Origin of the sequence: Streptomyces sp. TLI_053 (assembly GCF_900105395.1) — a bacterium.
Lineage (GTDB): Bacteria > Actinomycetota > Actinomycetes > Streptomycetales > Streptomycetaceae > Kitasatospora.
The window spans coordinates 6,191,423-6,211,052 of sequence record NZ_LT629775.1; the positions used below are offsets into that span (position 1 = coordinate 6,191,423).

Genomic DNA, 19,630 nt, shown 5'->3' on the forward strand with positions numbered 1-19,630 from the left:
CGGGCGAGGGAAAGGGCAGGGGATCGGGAGGGGAGGGGGAGGGGGAGGGGTGGCCCCCGCGAGGCTCGCGGGGGCCACCCCAGGACCAACCTTCGACTCCTCTGACCTCGTCGACCGGGCGCTCCGAGCACCCGGTCGACGTCACGGCCGGAAGGCCGACCGGCGGCGCGGAGTGGGAAGTCGACCACGCCGACTTCCCACTCCGGGGCCGCCGGCGGGCGATACCTGCCGGAACAGCTGGTGCCGGGGCTCCGAGGCGATGGCTCGGAGCCCCGGCACCAGGAGCCGGACCCTCAGGGGCGTGGGGTCAGTTGTGGGCGTGGAGGTCGGCGTTGAGGCCGCCCCAGGAGCCGGAGCGGGCGATGACCTCGACGGCGCCGGTCTGGGAGTTGCGGCGGAACAGGAGGTTGTCCTGGCCGGACAGTTCGACGGCCTTGGCCACGGTGCCGTCCGGGGTGGTCACCCGGGTGCCGGCGGTGACGTAGAGGCCGGCCTCGACGACGCAGTCGTTGCCGAGCGAGATGCCGATGCCCGCGTTGGCGCCGAGCAGGCAGCGCTCGCCGACGGAGACGACCTGCTTGCCGCCACCCGACAGCGTGCCCATGATCGAGGCACCGCCGCCGATGTCGCTGTGGTCGCCGACCACGACGCCGGCACTGATCCGGCCCTCGACCATCGAGGTGCCCAGCGTGCCCGCGTTGAAGTTGACGAAGCCCTCGTGCATCACGGTGGTGCCGACAGCCAGGTGCGCGCCGAGGCGGACGCGGTCCGCGTGGGCGATGCGCACACCGGAGGGGGCGACGTAGTCGGTCATCCGCGGGAACTTGTCGATCCCGTAGACGGCGAGCTGCCCGCCCTGGGCGCGCACGGCCAGCCGGGCCTGCTCGACCTTGTCCACCGGGACCGGGCCGATGCTGGTCCACGCCACGTTGGCGAGCAGCCCGAAGACACCGTCCAGGCTCAGACCGTGCGGCTGGACCAGGCGGTGGCTGAGCAGGTGCAGACGCAGGTAGGCGTCGTGCGCGTCGAGCGGCTTCTCGTCCAGCGAGGCGATGGCGGTGCGCACGGCGACCACCTCGACACCGCGGCGGGCGTCGGCGCGCAGTGCCTCGGCGGCACCCGAGCCCAGCTCGGCCTCGGCCTGCTCGGCGGTCAGGAGGACGGTCCCGGCCGGGCCGGGCGCGGCGGTCAGCGCGGGGGCCGGGTACCAGGTGTCGAGGACGGTGCCGTCCGCGGCGATGGTGGCCAGACCTGCGGCAACGGCGCCGCTCACGGGGGAGGTGGATTCAGCAGTCACATCGTGCACGTTAACGAATCAGGGCGGCCGTTGCCGAACGCGCTCACCGTCCGGACAGATCGGCGGGACGCGACGCACCGGGGAAAATCCGGCGGTCGGGCGGGCGCGGCTGGGCGATACTCGGACGGGTGTTCATGTCGATCTCCACCACCGGAGCCGCTGGAGCGACCGGTCCCGCCGGTCCCGCCGGACGCCCGGCCACCGATCTGGCGCGCCTGCTGCACCGGCGGCCGGACGCGGTGCACCGGGTCGCGACCGCGTTCGGTGAGGCGCACCTCTTCTTCCCCGAGGCCGACGCGGAGCGCTGCACCGCCGTGCTGCTGGTGGAACCCGGCCCGGAGACACCGGCCCGCGGCCGCCGGGGCAAGGAGCGCCCGCCCGCCGTGCCCGATGCGCGTGTCGGAGACCGCCCCTACGCGGCCTCCTCGCTGTTCGCGGCGGTCCTGCGGACGGTGTTCCGGCAGCCGCTCGAGCAGTCGTCCGATGCGTCCGCGCGATCCGAGCCCTCCGAGCCCTCCGAGCCCTCCGAGCCCTCCGAGGCGTCCGAGGCGTCCGAGTTCTCCGGGGACGAGGGGCTGCCGCTGGAGATCGAGCTGCCGGTCGTCCGCGCCGACCGGGAGCCGGGGCCCGCCCCGGGCGGTGCCGACGGTGTCGCGCTGGCGCGACGGCTGTTCGAGCCGCTGGGCTGGCGGGTCGAGGCGGCGGAACTGCCACTGGACGACGCTCCGGCGGTCCCCGGCGGTTCGCCGTACCTGCGGCTCCGGCTGGCAGCGCCGGCGGTCCGGCCGGCCGAGGCGCTGCGGCAGCTGGCGGCGCTGCTGCCGGTGCTGGACGGCGCCGCGCACCACTGGGTGCCGCCGGAGCGGGCGGATGTCGACGGGCTGCTCGCCGCTCATCCCGAGCGGGCCGTGATCGCCCGTCGCCTGGCCCGGCACGGCCACGCCGTGACCCGGGACGGCGACGGCCGGGACGACGGGGCGGCCGTGCGGGCCGCGCTGGCCGCGGTCGGGGCGAGCCGGGTGGTGCACCTCGGGTGCGGGCAGGGAGATCTGCTCGCGGGGCTGCTCGCGGACGGCGGTTTCACCGAACTGCTCGGCGTGGACGTCTCGCCGGCGGCCCTGGCTGCGGCCGCCCACCGGCTGGGGCTGGCGCGTACGGAGGACCCCGCGCCGGAGTGGGAGCTGCGGAGCGGAGCGGGCCGCGCCCGGGTCCGGCTGGTGCAGGGCGCGCCGGTTTACGGGGACGCCCGTCGGACGGGGTTCGACGCGACGGTGTTCGAGGCCCCGGCCGAAGCGCTGTCCGGGCCCGCGTCGGGGCCCGAGCCCGATCCCGGGCCCGGGTCCACGTCCGCGCCCGCCGTCCTGCCCCTGCCCGGGGCGACGGACCGGGCGACGGACCGGGTGACGCCCGCCGCGCACCCGGCGTACCTGGAGCACGCCGTGTTCGGTGCCGCCCGTCCCCCGGCCGTGGTGGCGACCGCGCCGCCCGGTGCCGACGGCGCGGCCTTCGCCGCCTGGGCGCGGCGGACGGCCGCCGGGTACGGCTACACCGTCACCCTCCCGGTGGTCCCCCGACCGCCCCTGCTCGCCCTGTTCGAACGCGGTATCCCGGCCCCCGGAGGAGGTGGGCCCCGATGACCCGGCCCGACGACGCACCCAGCACACCCACGCCCGCACCCGCCCCCCACCCCGTCCTCCCCCTGACCGAGGGCTCCCTCGTCCTCCTGGTCGGCACCAGTGCCGCGGGCAAGTCGACCTTCGCCCGCCGACACTTCCGCCCGACCGAGGTGGTCTCCTCCGACACCTGCCGCGCCCTGGTGGGCGACGACGAGAACGACCAGTCCGTCACCGCGGACGCCTTCGAACTGCTGCACTTCCTGGTCGGCAAGCGCCTGGCGGCCGGCCGGCTGACCGTCGTGGACGCCACCAATGTGCAGGCGGGCGCCCGCAAGCAGCTGCTCGCCGTCGCCCGGGAGCACGACGCGCGGGCGGAGGCGATCGTGCTCGACGTCCCGCTGGGCGTGTGCGCCGAGCGCAACCGCACCCGTCCGGACCGGGAGCTGCCGGCCTTCGTGATCCCGCGCCAGCACCGGGAGCTGCGCGCCTCCCTCCCGGGTCTGGCCAAGGAGGGCTTCCGCCGGGTGCACGTGCTGCGGGGGGCGGCCGAGGTGGCCGCCGCCGAGGTGGTGCTGGAGCGTCGGCGCGTCGATCTGCGCCACCTGACCGGCCCCTTCGACCTGGTCGGCGATGTGCACGGGTGCCGGTCCGAACTGGAGACGCTGCTGGGCCGGCTCGGCTACCGGCTGGTGCGGGACGCGGCGGGCCGTCCGGTGGACGCGGTGCCGCCGGCCGGCCGGACGGCGGTGTTCGTCGGCGACCTGGTCGACCGGGGCCCGGACACCCCGGGCGTGCTGCGCCTGGTGATGGGCATGGTGGCGGCGGGTCACGCGCTCTGCGTGTCCGGCAACCACGAGCTGAAGGTGGCCCGCGCGCTGGACGGCGACCGGGTGACCCTCTCCTACGGGCTGCGGGAGTCGATGGAGCAGCTGGGGGCGGAACCGGCGGAGTTCCGGGCCGAGGTGCGGGAGTTCGTGCGGGGTCTGGCCGACCACTACCTGCTGGACGGCGGCGCGCTGGTGGTGTGCCACGCGGGGTTGCCGGAGCGGTACCACGGCCGTTCCTCGGGCCGGGTGCGGTCGCACGCGCTGTACGGCGGCACGACGGGGGAGACCGACGACTACGGTCTCCCGGTGCGTCAGGCCTGGGCCGAGGAGTACCGGGGGCGGCCGCTGGTGGTGTACGGGCACACGCCGCTGCCGGTGGCGAGTTTTCTGCACAACACGGTGTGCCTGGACACCGGTTGTGTGTTCGGCGGCGCGCTGACGGCGTTGCGGTACCCGGAGCGCGAGCTGGTGCGGGTGGAGGCGGAGCGCCGGTGGTACGAGCCGGTCCGGCCGCTGCTGAGCGGTGCGCCGGGCGGTCGGGAGGGGCGTCCGCTGGACGTGGCGGACGTGGCGGGGCGGCAGACGGTGGAAACGGCGCTGCACGGGACGGTGGCGGTACGGCCGGAGAACGCGGCGGCGGCGCTGGAGACGCTGGGGCGGTCCGCGGTCGATCCCCGGCTGCTCGTGTACCTGCCTCCGTCGGTGCCGCCGGTGGCGGCCGGGGACCGGCCGGGTTTCGCGGAGCATCCGGACGAGGCGTTCGCCGGGTACCGGGCGGACGGGGTCGGGCGGGTGCTGTGCGCGGAGCTGATGCCGGGGCCGCGCGCGGTGGTGCTGGTGGCGCGGGACGACGCGGCGCTGGCGCGGCGGTTCGGCCCGGCGGGGCCGGGGGCGGTCTGGTCGCGGACCGGGCGGGCGCTGTTGGGCCCGGTGGAGGAGGCTGAGCTGCTGGCCCGGCTCCGGGCGGCGGCGGAACGGGCCGGGCTCTTCGAGGAGTTGGGGAGCGGCTGGCTGCTGTTGGAGGCCGCCCTGACGGGGCTGCCGGCATCTGCCGCCGATGCCGGCCCGGCCTCCGCGGTGTCCTCGGCGGAGGACCGGCGGACGCGGAACGCGGAGGTCGTGGCGTCGGCGGGGGCTTTTCTGCCGCCGGTGCTGGCCGCGCTGGAGCGGGCCGCCGCCCGGGGGCTGGACGTCGCCGGGCTGCTCGACCGGCAGCGTGGCCGGGCGGCGGACCTGCGGGACTTCGCCGCGGTGCCCCGGCCGGCCGCGGCGCCGGGGCGGCCGCTGCTCGCTCCGTTCCGGCTGCTGGCCGCCGAGGGGGCGAATCTCGCGACCGGTCCCGAGCACGAGCAGCTGGCCCGGATCGGCCGCCTGGTCGACGCCGACCGGACGGCCCCCGCCGATCCGGCCGTCGACCGCACCACCGCCGTCGACCGCACCGCGCCCGCCGACCGCACCACCGCCACCGGCGGCACCGCCCCGGCTCCCGCCCTCCACCGGGCGGCGCACCGCTGGGTGGACACCGGGGACGAGGCGTCCACGGCCGCCGCCGTCGCCTGGTGGGAGGAGCTGACGGCGGCGGGCGGCGCGGGCATCGTGGTCCGTCCGCCGGTGCCGCCGACGCGGACGGCGTCGGGGGAGGGCCGTCCGCGCGGGCTGGTGCAGCCAGCGGTGCGGGTCCGGGGCCGCGAGTGGCTGAGGCTGATCCAGGGCCCTGGCCACCCGGACCGCTCCGGCCACCCGGACCGCCCGGTCAGGTCCTCCGCCGGCGCGCTCGGCCTGCGGCGCTCGCTGGCGCTGCGCGAGTACGCCCTGGGTGTGGAGGCCCTGGACCGGCTGGCCGCCGGGGAGCCGCTGTGGCGGGTGCACCAGGCGGTGTTCGCGGTCCTCGCCCTGGAGTCGGAGCCGGTGGACCCGCGAGCGCGACCGTGAGGAGGCGTCCGGCGGGCGGCTGCGGGGAGAAGCACCGAGTGCATACAAATTCTGAGCATCGTATAGACTTGTCGCTTCCCACTCGCCCGCCCGTCACCGTCACCGTCATCACAGGAGCCCGGCATGGCGTACAACCTCCGGAACAGACACTTCCTCAAGGAGCTCGACTTCAGCCCCCAGGAGTTCCGCTTCCTGGTGGACCTCGCCGCCACCCTCAAGGCGGCGAAGTACGCGGGCACCGAGCAGCCCCGGCTGCGCGGCAAGAACATCGCGCTGATCTTCGAGAAGACCTCCACCCGGACCCGCTGCGCCTTCGAGGTGGCCGCGCACGACCAGGGCGCCACCACCACCTACCTTGACCCGGCCGGTTCGCAGATCGGGCACAAGGAGTCGATCAAGGACACCGCCCGGGTGCTCGGCCGGATGTTCGACGGCATCGAGTACCGGGGGCACGGGCAGGAGGTGGTCGAGGAGCTGGCCGCGAACGCGGGGGTACCGGTCTGGAACGGCCTCACCGACGAGTGGCACCCGACCCAGATGCTGGCCGACGTGCTCACGGTCACCGAGCACACCGCCAAGCCGCTCACCGAGGTGACGCTCGCCTACCTCGGCGACGCCCGTTCGAACATGGGCAACTCGCTGCTGGTGACCGGCGCGCTGCTCGGCATGGACATCCGGATCGTCGCGCCGCGCGCGCTGTGGCCGGACGAGGAGGTGCGCAAGGCCGCGGAGTCGCTGGCCGGGGACACCGGGGCCCGGATCACCCTCACCGAGGACGTCGCGGAGGGCGTCGCCGGCGCCGACTTCCTCTACACGGACGTATGGGTCTCCATGGGCGAGCCCAAGGAGGTCTGGGCCGAGCGGATCGCGCTGCTCCGGCCGTACCAGGTGTCGATGGAGACGGTGCGGGCGACCGGCAATCCGCAGGTGAAGTTCCTGCACTGCCTGCCGGCCTTCCACGACCTCGGCACGGTGCTCGGCCGGCAGCTGTTCGAGGAGACCGGCATGGCCGAGCTGGAGTGCACCGACGAACTGTTCGAGTCGGCGCACTCCGTGGTCTTCGACCAGGCCGAGAACCGGTTGCACACCATCAAGGCCGTGCTCGTCGCGACCCTCGGCAGCTGACGCACCCCCTCCGGACGGCCGAGGGCCGCTCCCGGACTGCCGAGGGCGGGCCCCGGCTACGGCCCCGGCTGCAGCCCCCGGTCCCGGCGCCCCGGCTACAGCGCCTCGCCGTCCAGGCCCTCGAGGTTCACGCAGGCGGCCCGCTCGGCGGCGGTGTGGGCGCCGGCCGGAGTGCCCGCGTGCAGGACCAGGGAGCGGGCCTCGCCCGCCCGGGGCCGCCAGGTCACCGAGGTGGCGGCGGTGCCGTCGCCCCGCTCGTCGGTGTGCAGGGCGAGCCGCAGCTCGTTGCGGTCGTTGGCGTAGGCGGGGTCGGTGGACGGACTGACCGGGTCCACCACGTCCTGGTAGTGCGGGCCGGACGCGGCCGGGTCGGCCCCGCAGCGGCCGGTGTGCAGGTGCACCGGGAACTCGTGGTCGGCGGCGACCCCGGACACGCTCATGGTGAGGATCGTGCGGCCGGGCACCGAGCGGTCGACGATCACCCGCACGTGCGAGCCGAACGGCACCAGGTCCGGCGCGTGGCTGATCGCGGTCGGCGGGAGGAAGGCGGTGGCCGGGTCGAAGTCGGCCTCGGTGACCGCGACCGGCGAGGCGGCGGGGGCCAGAAGGGCGAGCGGGAGCAGGGCGGCGGCGAGCGGAGCGGACATCGGCGGACCTCTTCGGGTGGGGGCGCGCACACCCTGGTCGGGGTGCGGCGGACCTGACATCCCGTTCAACGGCCCGGCGGGCACCCCGGACACGCCCGCCCGCCCCACCTGCCCCGCGCGAACAGCCGACCGCGCCCGCCCCGCGCGAACGGCCTGCCCGCGCTAGTCGCCGGACCGGCCGATCCCCCGGATCGCGCACCGGGGCCCGCTGGCCCGCATCAGCCGCAGGTCGGCCGTGACCAGTGGTGCGCCGAACAGCTCCGCCACCGCCACGTACGCGGCGTCGTCGGGGGTGAGGTTGTCCTTGAGCTCCCAGATCCGCCCGAGCAGCGGCTCGACCGGGACCTTGCGGATCGCCAGTCGGGGCAGTTCGGCGGCGAGTTCGCCGACCCGTTCGGCGTCGAGTTCGCGGGCCAGGTAGAGGCCGCGCAGGGACTGCATCACCTCGACGACGACGTGCTCGGGCGCGACCCACTCCCTGTCCGCGGCCAGTTCGGCGCGGGCGGCGGTGCCGCGCTCTCCCTCGTCGGCCAGCGCGAGCACCAGCGCGGACGCGTCCACCACGATCATCTGTCGGCCCCCGGCCCGTTCGGCGTGTCGGTCACCGGCCACGCTACCGGGGCGTTCGGGACGGGGCGCGGCCCGGGCGCCGTGGCAGGCCCGGTGGTACTCGCACCGCCACCCGCACCACCGCGCACACCACCGCCGCACCGCCGGACGCGCCGCCACCCGCACCACCGCGCACGGCGCGGGTCCACGCCTCCCGTGCCCGTGGTACCCGGGGGCGCGTGGCGTGCGTCCGGGCGGAGGGGGCAGGCTGGACGTGGTGCCGACGTGGCGGACGCGGCGCCATGCACTATGGTTTATCTCGACATCGAGATAACTCCGCCTTAAGATATATCTCGACATCAAGATACTTGCCGAGAGGCGCTCACCGGCGGTGCGGGCAAGGTAAGCCTAAGTAAGGCTGACCTTACCACCGTGGCGGCCGGATACCGCACGAAGCACCTAGAAGGAGTCAGTCGTGTCCGCGAACAGCTTCGACGCCCGCAGCTCGCTGCAGGTGGGCGACGAGTCGTACGAGATCTTCAAGCTCTCCGCCGTCGAGGGGTCCGAGCGGCTGCCCTACAGCCTCAAGGTGCTGCTGGAGAACCTGCTCCGCACCGAGGACGGCGCCAACATCACCGCCGGCCACATCCGGGCCCTCGGCAACTGGGACGCCGACGCCCAGCCGAGCCAGGAGATCCAGTTCACGCCGGCCCGCGTGATCATGCAGGACTTCACCGGCGTGCCGTGCGTGGTCGACCTCGCCACCATGCGTGAGGCCGTCAAGGAGCTGGGCGGCGACCCGGCCAAGATCAACCCGCTGGCCCCGGCCGAGCTGGTCATCGACCACTCCGTCATCGCGGACAAGTTCGGCACCCCGGACGCCTTCGTCCAGAACGTCGAGATCGAGTACGGCCGCAACAAGGAGCGCTACCAGTTCCTGCGCTGGGGCCAGACCGCCTTCGACGAGTTCAAGGTCGTCCCGCCGGGCACCGGCATCGTCCACCAGGTGAACATCGAGCACCTGGCCCGCACCGTCATGGTCCGCGGCGGCCAGGCCTACCCGGACACCTGCGTCGGCACCGACTCGCACACCACCATGGTCAACGGCCTGGGCGTGCTGGGCTGGGGCGTCGGCGGCATCGAGGCCGAGGCCGCGATGCTCGGCCAGCCGGTCTCCATGCTGATCCCGCGCGTCGTCGGCTTCAAGCTGACCGGCGAGCTGCCGGCCGGCACCACCGCCACCGACCTGGTGCTCACCATCACCGAGATGCTGCGCAAGCACGGTGTGGTCGGCAAGTTCGTCGAGTTCTACGGCGACGGCATCGGCTCGATCCCGCTGGCCAACCGCGCCACCATCGGCAACATGTCGCCGGAGTTCGGTTCGACCTGCGCGATCTTCCCGATCGACGCCGAGACCATCAACTACCTGAAGCTCACCGGCCGCGACGCGCAGCAGCTCGCCCTGGTCGAGGCGTACGCCAAGGAGCAGGGCCTCTGGCACGACCCGTCGGTCGAGCCGGTCTACTCCGAGTACCTCGAGCTGGACGTCTCCACCGTCGTCCCGTCGATCTCCGGCCCGAAGCGCCCGCAGGACCGCGTGGTCCTGGCCGAGGCCGCCGCGAAGTTCGCCGAGGCGCTGCCGACCTACTCCGCCGAGGCCTCGAAGCCGACCGCCGTCACCGCCCCCGACGGCTCGACCTACGAGATCGACAACGGCGCGGTCGTGATCGCCTCGATCACCTCCTGCACCAACACCTCCAACCCCTCCGTCATGCTGGGCGCCGCCCTGCTGGCGAAGAAGGCCGTGGAGAAGGGCCTGACGGTCAAGCCCTGGGTCAAGACCACCCTGGCGCCGGGCTCCAAGGTCGTCATGGACTACTACGAGAAGGCCGGCCTGCTCCCGTACATGGAGAAGCTGGGCTTCAACCTGGTCGGCTACGGCTGCGTCACCTGCATCGGCAACTCGGGCCCGCTGCCCGAGGAGGTCTCGGCCGCCGTCAACGAGTCCGACCTCGCGGTCGTCTCGGTGCTCTCCGGCAACCGCAACTTCGAGGGCCGGATCAACCCGGACGTCAAGATGAACTACCTGGCCTCCCCGCCGCTGGTGGTCGCCTACGCCCTCGCCGGCAACATGAACATCGACATCACCCGTGACGCCCTGGGTCAGGACGCCGACGGCAACGACGTCTTCCTCGCCGACATCTGGCCGTCCGAGCAGGAGGTCGCCGACACCGTCGCCGGCTCCATCGACGAGGCCATGTTCGACAAGGGCTACCAGGATGTCTTCGCCGGTGACCACCGCTGGCAGTCGCTCCCGGTCCCGACCGGCAACACCTTCGAGTGGGACGCCGAGTCCACCTACGTCCGCAAGCCCCCGTACTTCGAGGGCATGGCCAAGACCCCGAGCCCGGTGAACGACATCGCCGGCGCCCGCGTCCTGGCCAAGCTGGGCGACTCGGTCACCACCGACCACATCTCCCCGGCCGGCAACATCAAGCCGGGCACCCCGGCGGCGCAGTACCTGACCGCCAACGGTGTCGAGAAGCGCGACTTCAACTCCTACGGCTCGCGCCGCGGGAACCACGAGGTCATGATCCGTGGCACCTTCGCCAACATCCGCCTGCGCAACCAGATCGCGCCGGGCACCGAGGGCGGCTACACCCGCGACTTCACCCAGGCCGACGCGCCGGTGTCGTTCATCTACGACGCCTCGCAGAACTACCAGGCCGCCGGCACCCCGCTGGTCGTCCTGGCCGGCAAGGAGTACGGCTCCGGCTCGTCCCGCGACTGGGCCGCCAAGGGCACCGCGCTGCTCGGCGTCAAGGCCGTCATCGCCGAGTCCTACGAGCGCATCCACCGCTCGAACCTGATCGGCATGGGCGTCCTCCCGCTGCAGTTCCCGGAGGGCGAGAACGCCGACTCCCTCGACCTGACCGGCGAGGAGACCTTCTCCTTCACCGGCGTGACCGAGCTCAACGAGGGCCGCACCCCGAAGACCGTCCGGGTCGTCGCCGGTGACAAGGAGTTCGACGCGGTCGTCCGCATCGACACCCCCGGTGAGGCGGACTACTACCGCAACGGCGGCATCCTGCAGTACGTGCTGCGCAGCCTGATCAACGGCTGACCACCCGGCAGCACCCGCACACCCTGAGAGGGGCCGGACCGCGTTCGCGCGGCCCGGCCCCTCTTGCGTGCGCCCTTTTCGCGCGCGTCTTTTTGCATGCTGCACCGTCCGGATCCGTCCCCTTGTGCGGCCCGGGCGCAATGGACTAAACCTCTTTGTCATTCTGGTCCAGACCATTTGACGATGCCTCAGAGGACAGGTCAGGTATGCCCACACGTGCCTCCGCCATGCTCGCCGCCGCCACCGTCGCCGCACTGCTGACCACCACCACCGCCACCGCGACCGCCGCCGAGGCCCTCCACGGCCCGAAGCTGGAGGGCCAGCGGGTCGGCTACTTCACCCAGTGGGGCGCGGACAGCTCCGCGAAGCGCGTCCAGGAGACGGGGCAGGCCGGCCGACTCACCGTGATCAACTACGCCTTCGGCAACGTCTCCGCCGACGGCACCTGCTTCGAGACCAACGACGCAGGCCAGGGCGACGCCCACAACGACTACCAGCGGGCGTTCTCCGCCGCCGACTCGGTGGACGGCGTCGCCGACGCCCCCGGCCAGCGGCTCAAGGGCCACTTCAACCAACTGCGCAAGCTGAAGGCGAAGAACCCCCGGCTCAGGACGGTGATCTCGCTGGGCGGCTGGAGCTGGTCCAAGTACTTCTCGGACGCCGCCGCCACCGACGAGGCCCGCAGGAAGTTCGTCTCCTCCTGCCTCGACCTCTACCTCAGGGGCGACCTGCCGCAGCTCGCCGGCTCCCCGGAGGGCGGCCCCGGCGCGGCCGCCGGGGTCTTCGACGGCATCGACCTCGACTGGGAGTACCCGGGCGGCGGCGGTGACGCGGGCAACGTGGTCCGCCCCGAGGACGGGCACAACTTCACCCTGCTGGTGGCCGAGTTCCGACGGCAGCTGGACGCCCTGGGCGGCCGCAAGGGCAAGCACTACCTGCTGACCGCCGCGGTCGCCGCCAACGAGACCGTCGCCGACCGGCTGGAGCTGCCCGAGGTCGCGAAGTCGGTCGACTGGCTCAACCTGATGACCTACGACCTGCACGGTCCCTGGGAGGGCAAGGGCCCGGCCAACCACCAGGCCAACCTCTACGCCGACCCGACCGACCCGGACGCGCGGCAGCGCAGCGCGGACAAGGCCGTCGTCCACTACGCCGAGCGCGGCCTGCCCTCGCGGCAGACCGTGCTCGGCGCGCCGTTCTACGGCCACGGCTGGACCGGTGTGCCGGCCGGGAACCGGGGCGGCCTGTACCAGAAGGCCACCGGTACGGTGCCGGACCTCTCCTACAAGGAGATCAACGCGCTGCCCGGCCGGACCTACGTGGACCGCGACCACGGCGCTTCCTGGAAGTACGACGGCACCACCTTCTACAGCTTCGACTCGGCCGCGGTGCTCACCGAGAAGGCCCGCTACGCCCGCTGGAACGACCTGGGCGGCGTGATGGTCTGGTCGCTGGACGGCGACGACGCGCGGGGCAGCGGGATCGCCGCCCTGGACAAGGGGCTGCGCGGCAAGTGATCCGGCGCCGGTGCGCCGGTACGACCGGGGCCCGCCGCGACAGCTCGCGGCGGGCCCCGGTCCCGTTTCTAGGCCCCGGTCCCGTTTCTCGGCCCCGGGCCGGTCTCTCAGCCCCGGTCGCAGGCCTGCGCCCGCAGCGCCCGGGCCAGGTCGTCCCGGCGCTCCAGCACCAGCCGGCGCAGCGCGGGCGCCGCGTCCGGGTGGCCGGTCAGCCAGACGTCGGTCTCGGCCAGCGTGGCCTCGTCGACCTGCGCCTGCGGGAAGAAGCCGCCGACGATCCGCATCGCGATCTCGATGGTCCGCTCGGCCCAGACCCGCTCCAGCAGCTTGAAGTAGGGGGCCGCGTAGAGGGTGGTCAGGTCGCGGTGGGCGGGCACCGCGAAGCCGGCGATGTTGGCCTCGACCAGCGCGTTGGGCAGTTCGTCGGAGTCGATCACGGCGGACCAGGCGGCGGCCTTGGCCTCCGGGGTCGGCCGGGCGGCCAGGCACTGGGTGTGCTGGCGGCGGCCGCTCGCGGTGTTGTCGGCGGCGAACTCCGCGGCCAGCTCCTCCTCGCCGGCCTGCCCGGCCGCGGCCAGGGTCAGCCACAGCGCCCAGCGCAGCTCCTGGTCGACCTCCAGGCCGTCGATCCGGGCGGTGCCGGCCAGCAGGCCGCGGACCAGGCCGAGGTGCTCGGAGCCGTTGGCGGTCTGGGCGAGGAACCGCGCCCAGGCCAGCTGGTGGTCGCTGCCGGGCGCGGCGGCGCGCAGTTCGCGCAGCGCGCTGTCGGCGAGCAGCCGGCCGCCCTCGCCGCGCCAGGCGGGGTCGGCGTAGAGGTCGACGGCGGTCCTGGCCTGGGCGTGCAGCGACTGCAGGACGCCGATGTTGGCCTCCTGGCCGCCGAACCGCAGGACCAGCGCGACGTAGTCGCGGGCAGGCATCAGGGCGTCCCGGGTGAGGTTCCAGACGGCGGACCAGGCGAGTGCACGGGCCAGGTCGTCCTTGATGTCGCCGAGCCCCGCGCGCAGGGTCTCCAGCGACTCCTCGTCGAAGCGGATCTTGCAGTACGTCAGGTCGTCGTCGTTGAGCAGGACGAGCGCGGGCCGGGTCCGGCCGGCGGCGCCGTCGACGACGGTGCGGGCGCCGGTGACGTCCAGCTCGAAGCGCTCGGTGCGCACCAGCGCGCCGTCGGCGTCGCGGTCGTAGAGGCCGACGGCGATCCGGTGCGGGCGCTGGACGTCGCCGTCCTGGAGCACGGCGAGTTCGGTGATCCGGCCCTCGGCGTCGACGGTGAGCTGGGGGGTGAGGGTGTTGACGCCTGCGGTCTGCAGCCAGGCGGCGGCCCAGGACTTGAGGTCGCGGCCGCTGGTCTCCTCCAGGATGTCCAGCAGGTCGGCGAGTTCGGTGTTGCCGAAGGCGTGCCGCCGGAAGTAGCGGCGGGCGCCCTCGAAGAAGGCGTCGGCGCCGGCGTACGCCACGAGCTGCTTGAGCACCGAGGCGCCCTTGGCGTAGGTGATGCCGTCGAAGTTGAGCTTGGCGTCCTCGAGGTCCCGGATGTCCGCCGTGATCGGGTGGGTGGTGGGGAACTGGTCCTGCCGGTAGGCCCAGGCCTTGCGCTGGTTGGCGAAGGTGACCCAGGCGGCCTGGTAGCGGGTGCCGGCGCCGACCAGCCCGTAGGAGCCCATGAAGTCGGCGAAGGACTCCTTCAGCCACAGGTCGTCCCACCAGCGCATGGTGACCAGGTCGCCGAACCACATGTGCGCCATCTCGTGCAGGACGACGTTGGCGCGGGCCTCGTAGGCGGCGTCGGTGACCTTCGAGCGGAAGACGAACTCCTCGCGGAAGGTGACGCAGCCGGGGTTCTCCATCGCGCCGATGTTGTACTCGGGCACAAAGGCCTGGTCGTACTTGCCGAAGGGGTACGGGTAGTCGAACTTCTCGTGGAAGAAGTCGAGTCCCAGCTTGGTGACGCCGAGGATCTCGTCGGCGTCGAAGTACGGGGCGAGCGACCTGCGGCAGAGCGCGGCGAGCGGGATGTCGAGCACGGTGCCGTCGGCGAGGGTGCGGCTGTAGTGGTCGCGCACCACGTGGTACGGGCCGGCCACGACGGCGGTGAGGTAGGTGGAGATCGGCTTCGTCGGCGCGAACTCCCAGGTGCGGGCGTCGCCGTCCTCGGCGACGGCCTCGTGCGCGGCGTTGGAGCGGACGTCCCAGGCGGCCGGCGCGGTGACGGTGAAGGTGAAGGGCGCCTTCAGGTCGGGCTGTTCGAAGGTGGCGAAGACCCGGCGGGCGTCGGCCGGCTCGTAGTGGGTGTAGAGGTAGGTCTCGCCGTCGACCGGGTCGGTGAAGCGGTGCAGCCCCTCGCCGGTGCGGCTGTAGGCGCAGTCGGCCTCGACGGTGAGCACGTTCTCGCCGGCCAGGCCGTCGAGGTGCACCCGGGCTCCGTCGTAGGCGGTGGCCGGGTCGAGGGCGCGGCCGTTCAGGGTGACGGCGCGGACCGCGGGGGCGAGCAGGTCGACGAAGGTCGAGGCGCCCGGCTCGGCGCAGCGGAAGGCGACGGTGGTGGTGGACCGGAAGGTCGCGGCCGCCGGATCGGGGGCCGAGGTCAGGTCGAGCCGGACCCGGTAGCTGTCCACGGTGAGGATGCTGGCCCGCTGCTGGGCTTCGTCGCGGCTCAGGTTCTTGCCCGGCACGGCTGTACTCCTTTGTCCGGCTCGCACGGTGGTGCGGTCTTCGCTGGTGCACTGGCGCGGCGCTCTGTGACGCTGCGGGAGCATCCTTTCACGCCCCCCGCGCCGGTACCATTGCACATCGCGTCGGGGCGGTCCGGAATCACCGGCCGGGTCCGGGTGTTGGGGGGTGACGGGGCGGTCGCGCGGGTCCGCGCGGCCCGGCCCCGCCCGCTTTCCCGCCGCTCTTTCCCGGACGACTCCCGGACGACTCTCGAAGGACGACAGCCGTGACGACTGCCGCTGATTCCACTGCCGGTTCCACCGCCACCGGGCGCAGGACCGCCGACTTCTGGTTCGACCCGGCCTGTCCCTGGGCGTGGATGAGCTCCCGCTGGCTGATCGAGGTCCAGCAGCTCCGTCCGGTGGACGTGAACTGGCACGTCATGAGCCTGTCGGTGCTGAACGAGCACCGCGACCTGCCGGCGAACTACCGGGAGCTGCTGGACAACGCCTGGGGCGCGGTGCGGGTGTGCATCGCCGCGGCGGAGAAGCACGGCGACGAGGTGCTGGGCCGGCTGTACACCGAGCTGGGCACCCGCTTCCACAACCAGGGTCTGCCGCAGAACCGGGAGACGATCGAGGCGGCGCTGGCCGCGGCCGGTCTGCCGGCGGAGCTGGCCGACGCGGCCGGTACCGACGCCCACGACGAGGCCCTGCGGCTCTCGCACAAGGAGGGCATCACCCTGGTCGGCGAGGACGTCGGCACCCCGGTGATCGCGGTCGAGGGCGCGGACGGCGACCGGGTCGCGTTCTTCGGCCCGGTGGTGACCCCGACCCCGCGCGGCGAGGCCGCGGCCCGGCTGTGGGACGGCACGCTGCTGGTGGCCTCCACCCCGGGCTTCTACGAGCTCAAGCGGACCCGCACCGCGAGCCCGTCCTTCGAGTAGGACCCGCCCGGGCGGCCGCCGCACAGGGCGGCAGCACACGGCCGCCGGCCGCGGACGCAGCACACGGCCGCGGCCGTCGCGCACGGCCGTCGCAGACGCGGGAGGGGCCCGGAACCAGCTGGTTCCGGGCCCCTCCCGCGTGCGGCGTCCGGTCCGTCAGCCGGTGGTGGTGGCCGCGGCGGCGTCGCGGCGCTGCTTCACCAGCCCGGCGGTGACCAGCAGCGCGACCAGCACGCCGGCGGCGTACAGCTGCTCGCGGTTGCCCTCGGTGGTGGTCATCAGCGCCAGGATGCCGACGACGGCGGCCATCGCGACCCAGGTCAGGTACGGGTAGCCCCACATCCGCACCGTGAGCAGCTCGGGCGCCTCGCGCTCCAGCCGGCGGCGCATCCGCAGCTGGACGACGCAGATGAACAGCCAGACCACCAGGATGGCGACGCCGGTGGTGTTCATCAGCCAGGTGAAGACGGTGTCGGGCCAGAACTTGGAGGCCAGCACGGCGGCGAAGCCGAACAGGCAGGAGGCCAGCACGGCCCGCCGGGGGACGCCGGAGCTCACCTTGGCGAGCGAGCGCGGGCCCTGGCCCCGGCCGACCAGCGAGTACGCCATCCGGGAGGCGCCGTAGATGTTGGCGTTCATCGCGGACAGCAGCGCGATCAGCACCACCACCTGCATGATCGTCCCGGAGCCGGGCACCCCGAGGTGGCGCAGCACGGTGACGTAGGGGCCGTCGGAGACGACCGCCGGGTCCTTCCAGGAGACCAGCGTGACGACCAGCGCCATCGAGCCGATGTAGAAGATCGCGATCCGCCAGACCGCGGTGCGCACGGCGTTGGCGACGTTGCGCTTCGGGTCGTCGGACTCGGCGGCGGCGATGGTCACGGTCTCCAGGCCGCCGTAGGCGAACACGGAGGCGAGCAGGCCGACGATCAGTCCGCTGGTGCCGTTGGGCAGGAAGCCGCCCTGGCCGGTGAGGTTGGCGGTGCCGGGGGCGCCGGGGCCGAGCACCCCGGCCAGGCCGAGTCCGCCGAGCACCAGGAAGGCGACGATCGCGGCGACCTTGACGGTGGCGAACCAGAACTCGAACTCGCCGAAGTTCTTCACCGCGGTGAGGTTGCTGGCGCAGAAGAACACCATGAACAGGGCGACCCAGACCCAGGCGGAGACCCCGGGGACCCAGCCGTTGACGATCTTCCCGGCGGCGGTGGCCTCGGCGGCGACGCCGCAGCAGAGCATCACCCAGTACATCCAGCCGGCGGTGATGCCGGCCCAGGGGCCGATCTCCTTCTCGGCGTGCACGGAGAAGGAGCCGGAGGCGGGGCGGGCCGCAGACATCTCGCCGAGCATCCGCATGATCAGCATGACCAGCAGGCCGGAGAGCACGAAGGCCAGGATGATGGCGGGTCCGGCCGCCGCGATGCCCGCGCCGGAGCCGACGAAGAGGCCGGCGCCGATGACGCCGCCGAGCGCGATCATCGAGAGGTGGCGCTGCTTGAGCCCGTGGGAGAGCTGCTGGCCGCCGCCCGGGGGAGCGGGCGTGGTGGTCCCGGGCGCCGTGGGCGCGGAGGTGGGGGCCATGGGGGTGGGATCCAGACTGTTCGACATGCGGTGCGAGTTGCCCAATATCCGGGGACGAGGCCTTCAGTGCCAAGAATGTCCGAGTCGGGCCCAGAATGCGGACCCCCTGGTCACTCTACTCGCCCGGCCGATCGCTTTCGGTGGCGGAAATCGGGCCCGGACGGGCTCCAACGGGCTCCAACGGGCCCGGACGGGCAGGAGCGCGCCAGGATCGGGCCGGATCGGGCGGCGGGCGGGGGCGGGACCCGACAAGGAGGGGCCCCGGGGGTTTGTCCGGATCCATGGCGGTCCCCCGGGTGATCGACGCGTAGGTTCGGAGTGATCACTCACTCCGTTCGCCGGCCCCCGCGGCCGTCCGGATCCGCACCGTGCCGAGGAGCAGCCCGATGGCCATCGCCAGCACCCCCGTCCCCAGCCGCGCCGTCCTGGCCGACCTGCTGCCCGCCGCCGGCACCCGGCTCGGCGCCCAGGCCCGGGACCTCGCCCTGGTCGCCGGGGGCGCCGCGCTCACCGGCCTGGCCGCCCAGCTGTCGGTGAACGTGCCCGGCTCCCCGGTGCCGGTGACCGGCCAGACCTTCGCCGCCCTGCTGGTCGGCACCGCGCTCGGTGCCCGGCGCGGCGTCGCCTCGCTCGGCCTCTACCTGCTGGCCGGCGCGGCCGGCCTGCCGTGGTTCGCCGAGGCCGCCTCCGGCTGGGCGATGGCCTCGTTCGGCTATGTGATCGGCTTCGTGCTGGCGGCCGGCCTGGTCGGCGCCCTGGCCCGGCGCGGCGCCGACCGTTCGCCGCTGCGCACCGCCGCCGCCGTGGTCCTCGGCAGCCTCGCCATCTACGCGGTGGGGGTGCCCTACCTGGCGTTCGCGCTCGACGTGCCGCTGTCCCGCGCCGCCGAGCTCGGCCTCTACCCGTACCTGGTCGGCGACGCCCTGAAGGCCGCGCTCGCGGCCGGCGCCCTGCCGCTCGCCTGGAAGCTGCTCGGCCGCCGGGACTCGTGACCGGGGCTCACCGGCCCCCTGCGGAGCCCGGGTCCGGGCGCATGCCACACTCATGGGCATGCGCGTGTACCTGGGCTCCGACCATGCCGGATACGAACTGAAGAACCACCTCGTGGAGTGGCTGAAGGAGGCCGGCCACGAGCCGGTCGACTGCGGGCCGCACATCTACGACGCCCTCGACGACTATCCGCCGTTCTGCCTGCGGGCCGCCGAGCGCACCGCCTCGGACCCGCAGTCGCTGGGCATCGTGATCGGCGGCTCGGGCAACGGCGAGGCGATCGCCGCCAACAAGGTCAAGGGCGTTCGTGCGGCGCTGGCCTGGAGCGAGCAGACCGCCGCCCTCGGCCGCGAGCACAACAACGCCAACGTGATCTCCATCGGCGGCCGGATGCACACCGAGGAGGAGGCGACCAAGTTCGTCGAGATCTTTCTCAACACCCCGTACAGCGGCGACGAGCGGCACACCCGCCGGATCGACATGCTGAGCGTGTACGAGAGCACCGGCGAGCTCCCGCCGATCCCGGCCCACCACCCGCAGCAGGAGGGCTGACCCTCCCGCCCGCACCGGCCTCCCACGACCGGCCTCCCACGACCGGCCGCGCCCCGACGGCGCGGCCGGTCGTCGCGTTCCCGGGCCCGGTACCGGCCGCCCGCAGGGACTCGCGGGGCCCGCGGAGCGCCCGGAACCGGCCGGACGCCGGCTGGACGGCAGCTGTGTGATCACCGTGTGATCGCTGTGTGATCGGCCACAGCGCGTACCGCGGCGCGCGCCCCGTCCGACCGCCCGCGCGCGGGCCGCGTGCGCCGCCCGGGCGGTTCGTACGCCCT

The 19,630-nt window shown here is 73.6% G+C and carries 13 protein-coding genes; 8 read left to right on the top strand and 5 right to left on the bottom strand.

The genetic code is table 11. The features are described from left to right. Positions 1–307: 307 nt before the first annotated feature. The gene (gene dapD, locus BLU95_RS25590; protein ID WP_093862043.1) at positions 308–1,297 is read right to left on the bottom strand and encodes a 2,3,4,5-tetrahydropyridine-2,6-dicarboxylate N-succinyltransferase; all 990 of its coding nucleotides are present in this window, start codon (positions 1,295–1,297) and stop codon (positions 308–310) included. A gap of 134 nt (positions 1,298–1,431) precedes the next feature. Between dapD and BLU95_RS25595 the strand changes: the two genes are divergently transcribed. From BLU95_RS25595 to argF, 3 genes are all read left to right on the top strand, one after another. Continuing rightward, the gene (locus BLU95_RS25595; RefSeq protein ID WP_093862044.1) at positions 1,432–2,934 is read left to right on the top strand and encodes a hypothetical protein; all 1,503 of its coding nucleotides are present in this window, start codon (positions 1,432–1,434) and stop codon (positions 2,932–2,934) included. Continuing rightward, entirely contained in the window at positions 2,931–5,672 is a 2,742-nt protein-coding gene (locus BLU95_RS25600; RefSeq protein WP_093862045.1) for a polynucleotide kinase-phosphatase, read from the top strand. The genes BLU95_RS25595 and BLU95_RS25600 overlap by 4 nt, the downstream gene beginning before the upstream one ends. A 123-nt stretch (positions 5,673–5,795) precedes the next feature. Further along, the gene (gene argF, locus BLU95_RS25605; protein ID WP_093862046.1) at positions 5,796–6,797 is read left to right on the top strand and encodes an ornithine carbamoyltransferase; all 1,002 of its coding nucleotides are present in this window, start codon (positions 5,796–5,798) and stop codon (positions 6,795–6,797) included. Positions 6,798–6,892: 95 nt separating this feature from the next. Here argF and BLU95_RS25610 read toward each other — a convergent pair whose 3' ends face one another. Beyond that, positions 6,893–7,444: a hypothetical protein gene (locus BLU95_RS25610; protein ID WP_093862047.1), complete on the bottom strand. Its 552-nt coding sequence runs from the start codon at positions 7,442–7,444 to the stop codon at positions 6,893–6,895. Between the two features lie 162 nt (positions 7,445–7,606). Beyond that, a complete protein-coding gene (locus tag BLU95_RS25615) occupies positions 7,607–8,056 on the bottom strand; it encodes a type II toxin-antitoxin system VapC family toxin (RefSeq protein WP_197698618.1) in 450 nt (149 codons plus the stop codon). A 412-nt stretch (positions 8,057–8,468) separates the two neighbouring features. On the opposite strand from BLU95_RS25615, the gene acnA reads away from it, so the two are divergent. Together acnA and BLU95_RS25625 are read left to right on the top strand one after the other, a co-directional pair. Then, positions 8,469–11,117 (top strand): aconitate hydratase AcnA, encoded by a 2,649-nt coding sequence (gene acnA, locus BLU95_RS25620; RefSeq protein WP_093862049.1) that lies wholly within the window; start codon positions 8,469–8,471, stop codon positions 11,115–11,117. A gap of 206 nt (positions 11,118–11,323) precedes the next feature. Next, a complete protein-coding gene (locus BLU95_RS25625; protein ID WP_093862050.1) occupies positions 11,324–12,634 on the top strand; it encodes a glycoside hydrolase family 18 protein in 1,311 nt (436 codons plus the stop codon). 107 nt (positions 12,635–12,741) lie between these two features. Here the strand turns inward: BLU95_RS25625 and pepN are convergent, their stop codons facing one another. Beyond that, entirely contained in the window at positions 12,742–15,306 is a 2,565-nt protein-coding gene (gene pepN / locus BLU95_RS25630) for an aminopeptidase N (protein ID WP_093862051.1), read from the bottom strand. Between the two features lie 266 nt (positions 15,307–15,572). Between pepN and BLU95_RS25635 the strand changes: the two genes are divergently transcribed. After that, on the top strand, positions 15,573–16,232 hold the full coding sequence (locus BLU95_RS25635) for a DsbA family protein (RefSeq protein WP_093862052.1): 660 nt from the start codon (positions 15,573–15,575) through the stop codon (positions 16,230–16,232). Between the two features lie 156 nt (positions 16,233–16,388). Here the strand turns inward: BLU95_RS25635 and BLU95_RS25640 are convergent, their stop codons facing one another. After that, the gene (locus tag BLU95_RS25640; RefSeq protein ID WP_093862053.1) at positions 16,389–17,810 is read right to left on the bottom strand and encodes an amino acid permease; all 1,422 of its coding nucleotides are present in this window, start codon (positions 17,808–17,810) and stop codon (positions 16,389–16,391) included. A gap of 386 nt (positions 17,811–18,196) precedes the next feature. Between BLU95_RS25640 and BLU95_RS25645 the strand changes: the two genes are divergently transcribed. After that, a complete protein-coding gene (locus BLU95_RS25645) occupies positions 18,197–18,802 on the top strand; it encodes a biotin transporter BioY (protein WP_093862054.1) in 606 nt (201 codons plus the stop codon). Positions 18,803–18,860: 58 nt separating this feature from the next. Then, the gene (locus tag BLU95_RS25650) at positions 18,861–19,352 is read left to right on the top strand and encodes a ribose-5-phosphate isomerase (RefSeq protein WP_093865125.1); all 492 of its coding nucleotides are present in this window, start codon (positions 18,861–18,863) and stop codon (positions 19,350–19,352) included. Positions 19,353–19,630: the final 278 nt, after the last annotated feature.

Excerpts from the sequence above, each read along its gene's own strand:
- BLU95_RS25645 (WP_093862054.1), top strand. The coding sequence starts at position 18,197 with ATGGCCATCGCCAGCACCCCCGTCCCCAGCCGCGCCGTCCTGGCCGAC.
- BLU95_RS25610 (WP_093862047.1), bottom strand. The coding sequence starts at position 7,444 with ATGTCCGCTCCGCTCGCCGCCGCCCTGCTCCCGCTCGCCCTTCTGGCC.
- BLU95_RS25640 (WP_093862053.1), bottom strand. The coding sequence starts at position 17,810 with ATGGCCCCCACCTCCGCGCCCACGGCGCCCGGGACCACCACGCCCGCT.
- BLU95_RS25595 (WP_093862044.1), top strand. The coding sequence starts at position 1,432 with ATGTCGATCTCCACCACCGGAGCCGCTGGAGCGACCGGTCCCGCCGGT.
- BLU95_RS25625 (WP_093862050.1), top strand. The coding sequence starts at position 11,324 with ATGCCCACACGTGCCTCCGCCATGCTCGCCGCCGCCACCGTCGCCGCA.
- BLU95_RS25650 (WP_093865125.1), top strand. The coding sequence starts at position 18,861 with ATGCGCGTGTACCTGGGCTCCGACCATGCCGGATACGAACTGAAGAAC.
- BLU95_RS25600 (WP_093862045.1), top strand. The coding sequence starts at position 2,931 with ATGACCCGGCCCGACGACGCACCCAGCACACCCACGCCCGCACCCGCC.
- argF (WP_093862046.1), top strand. The coding sequence starts at position 5,796 with ATGGCGTACAACCTCCGGAACAGACACTTCCTCAAGGAGCTCGACTTC.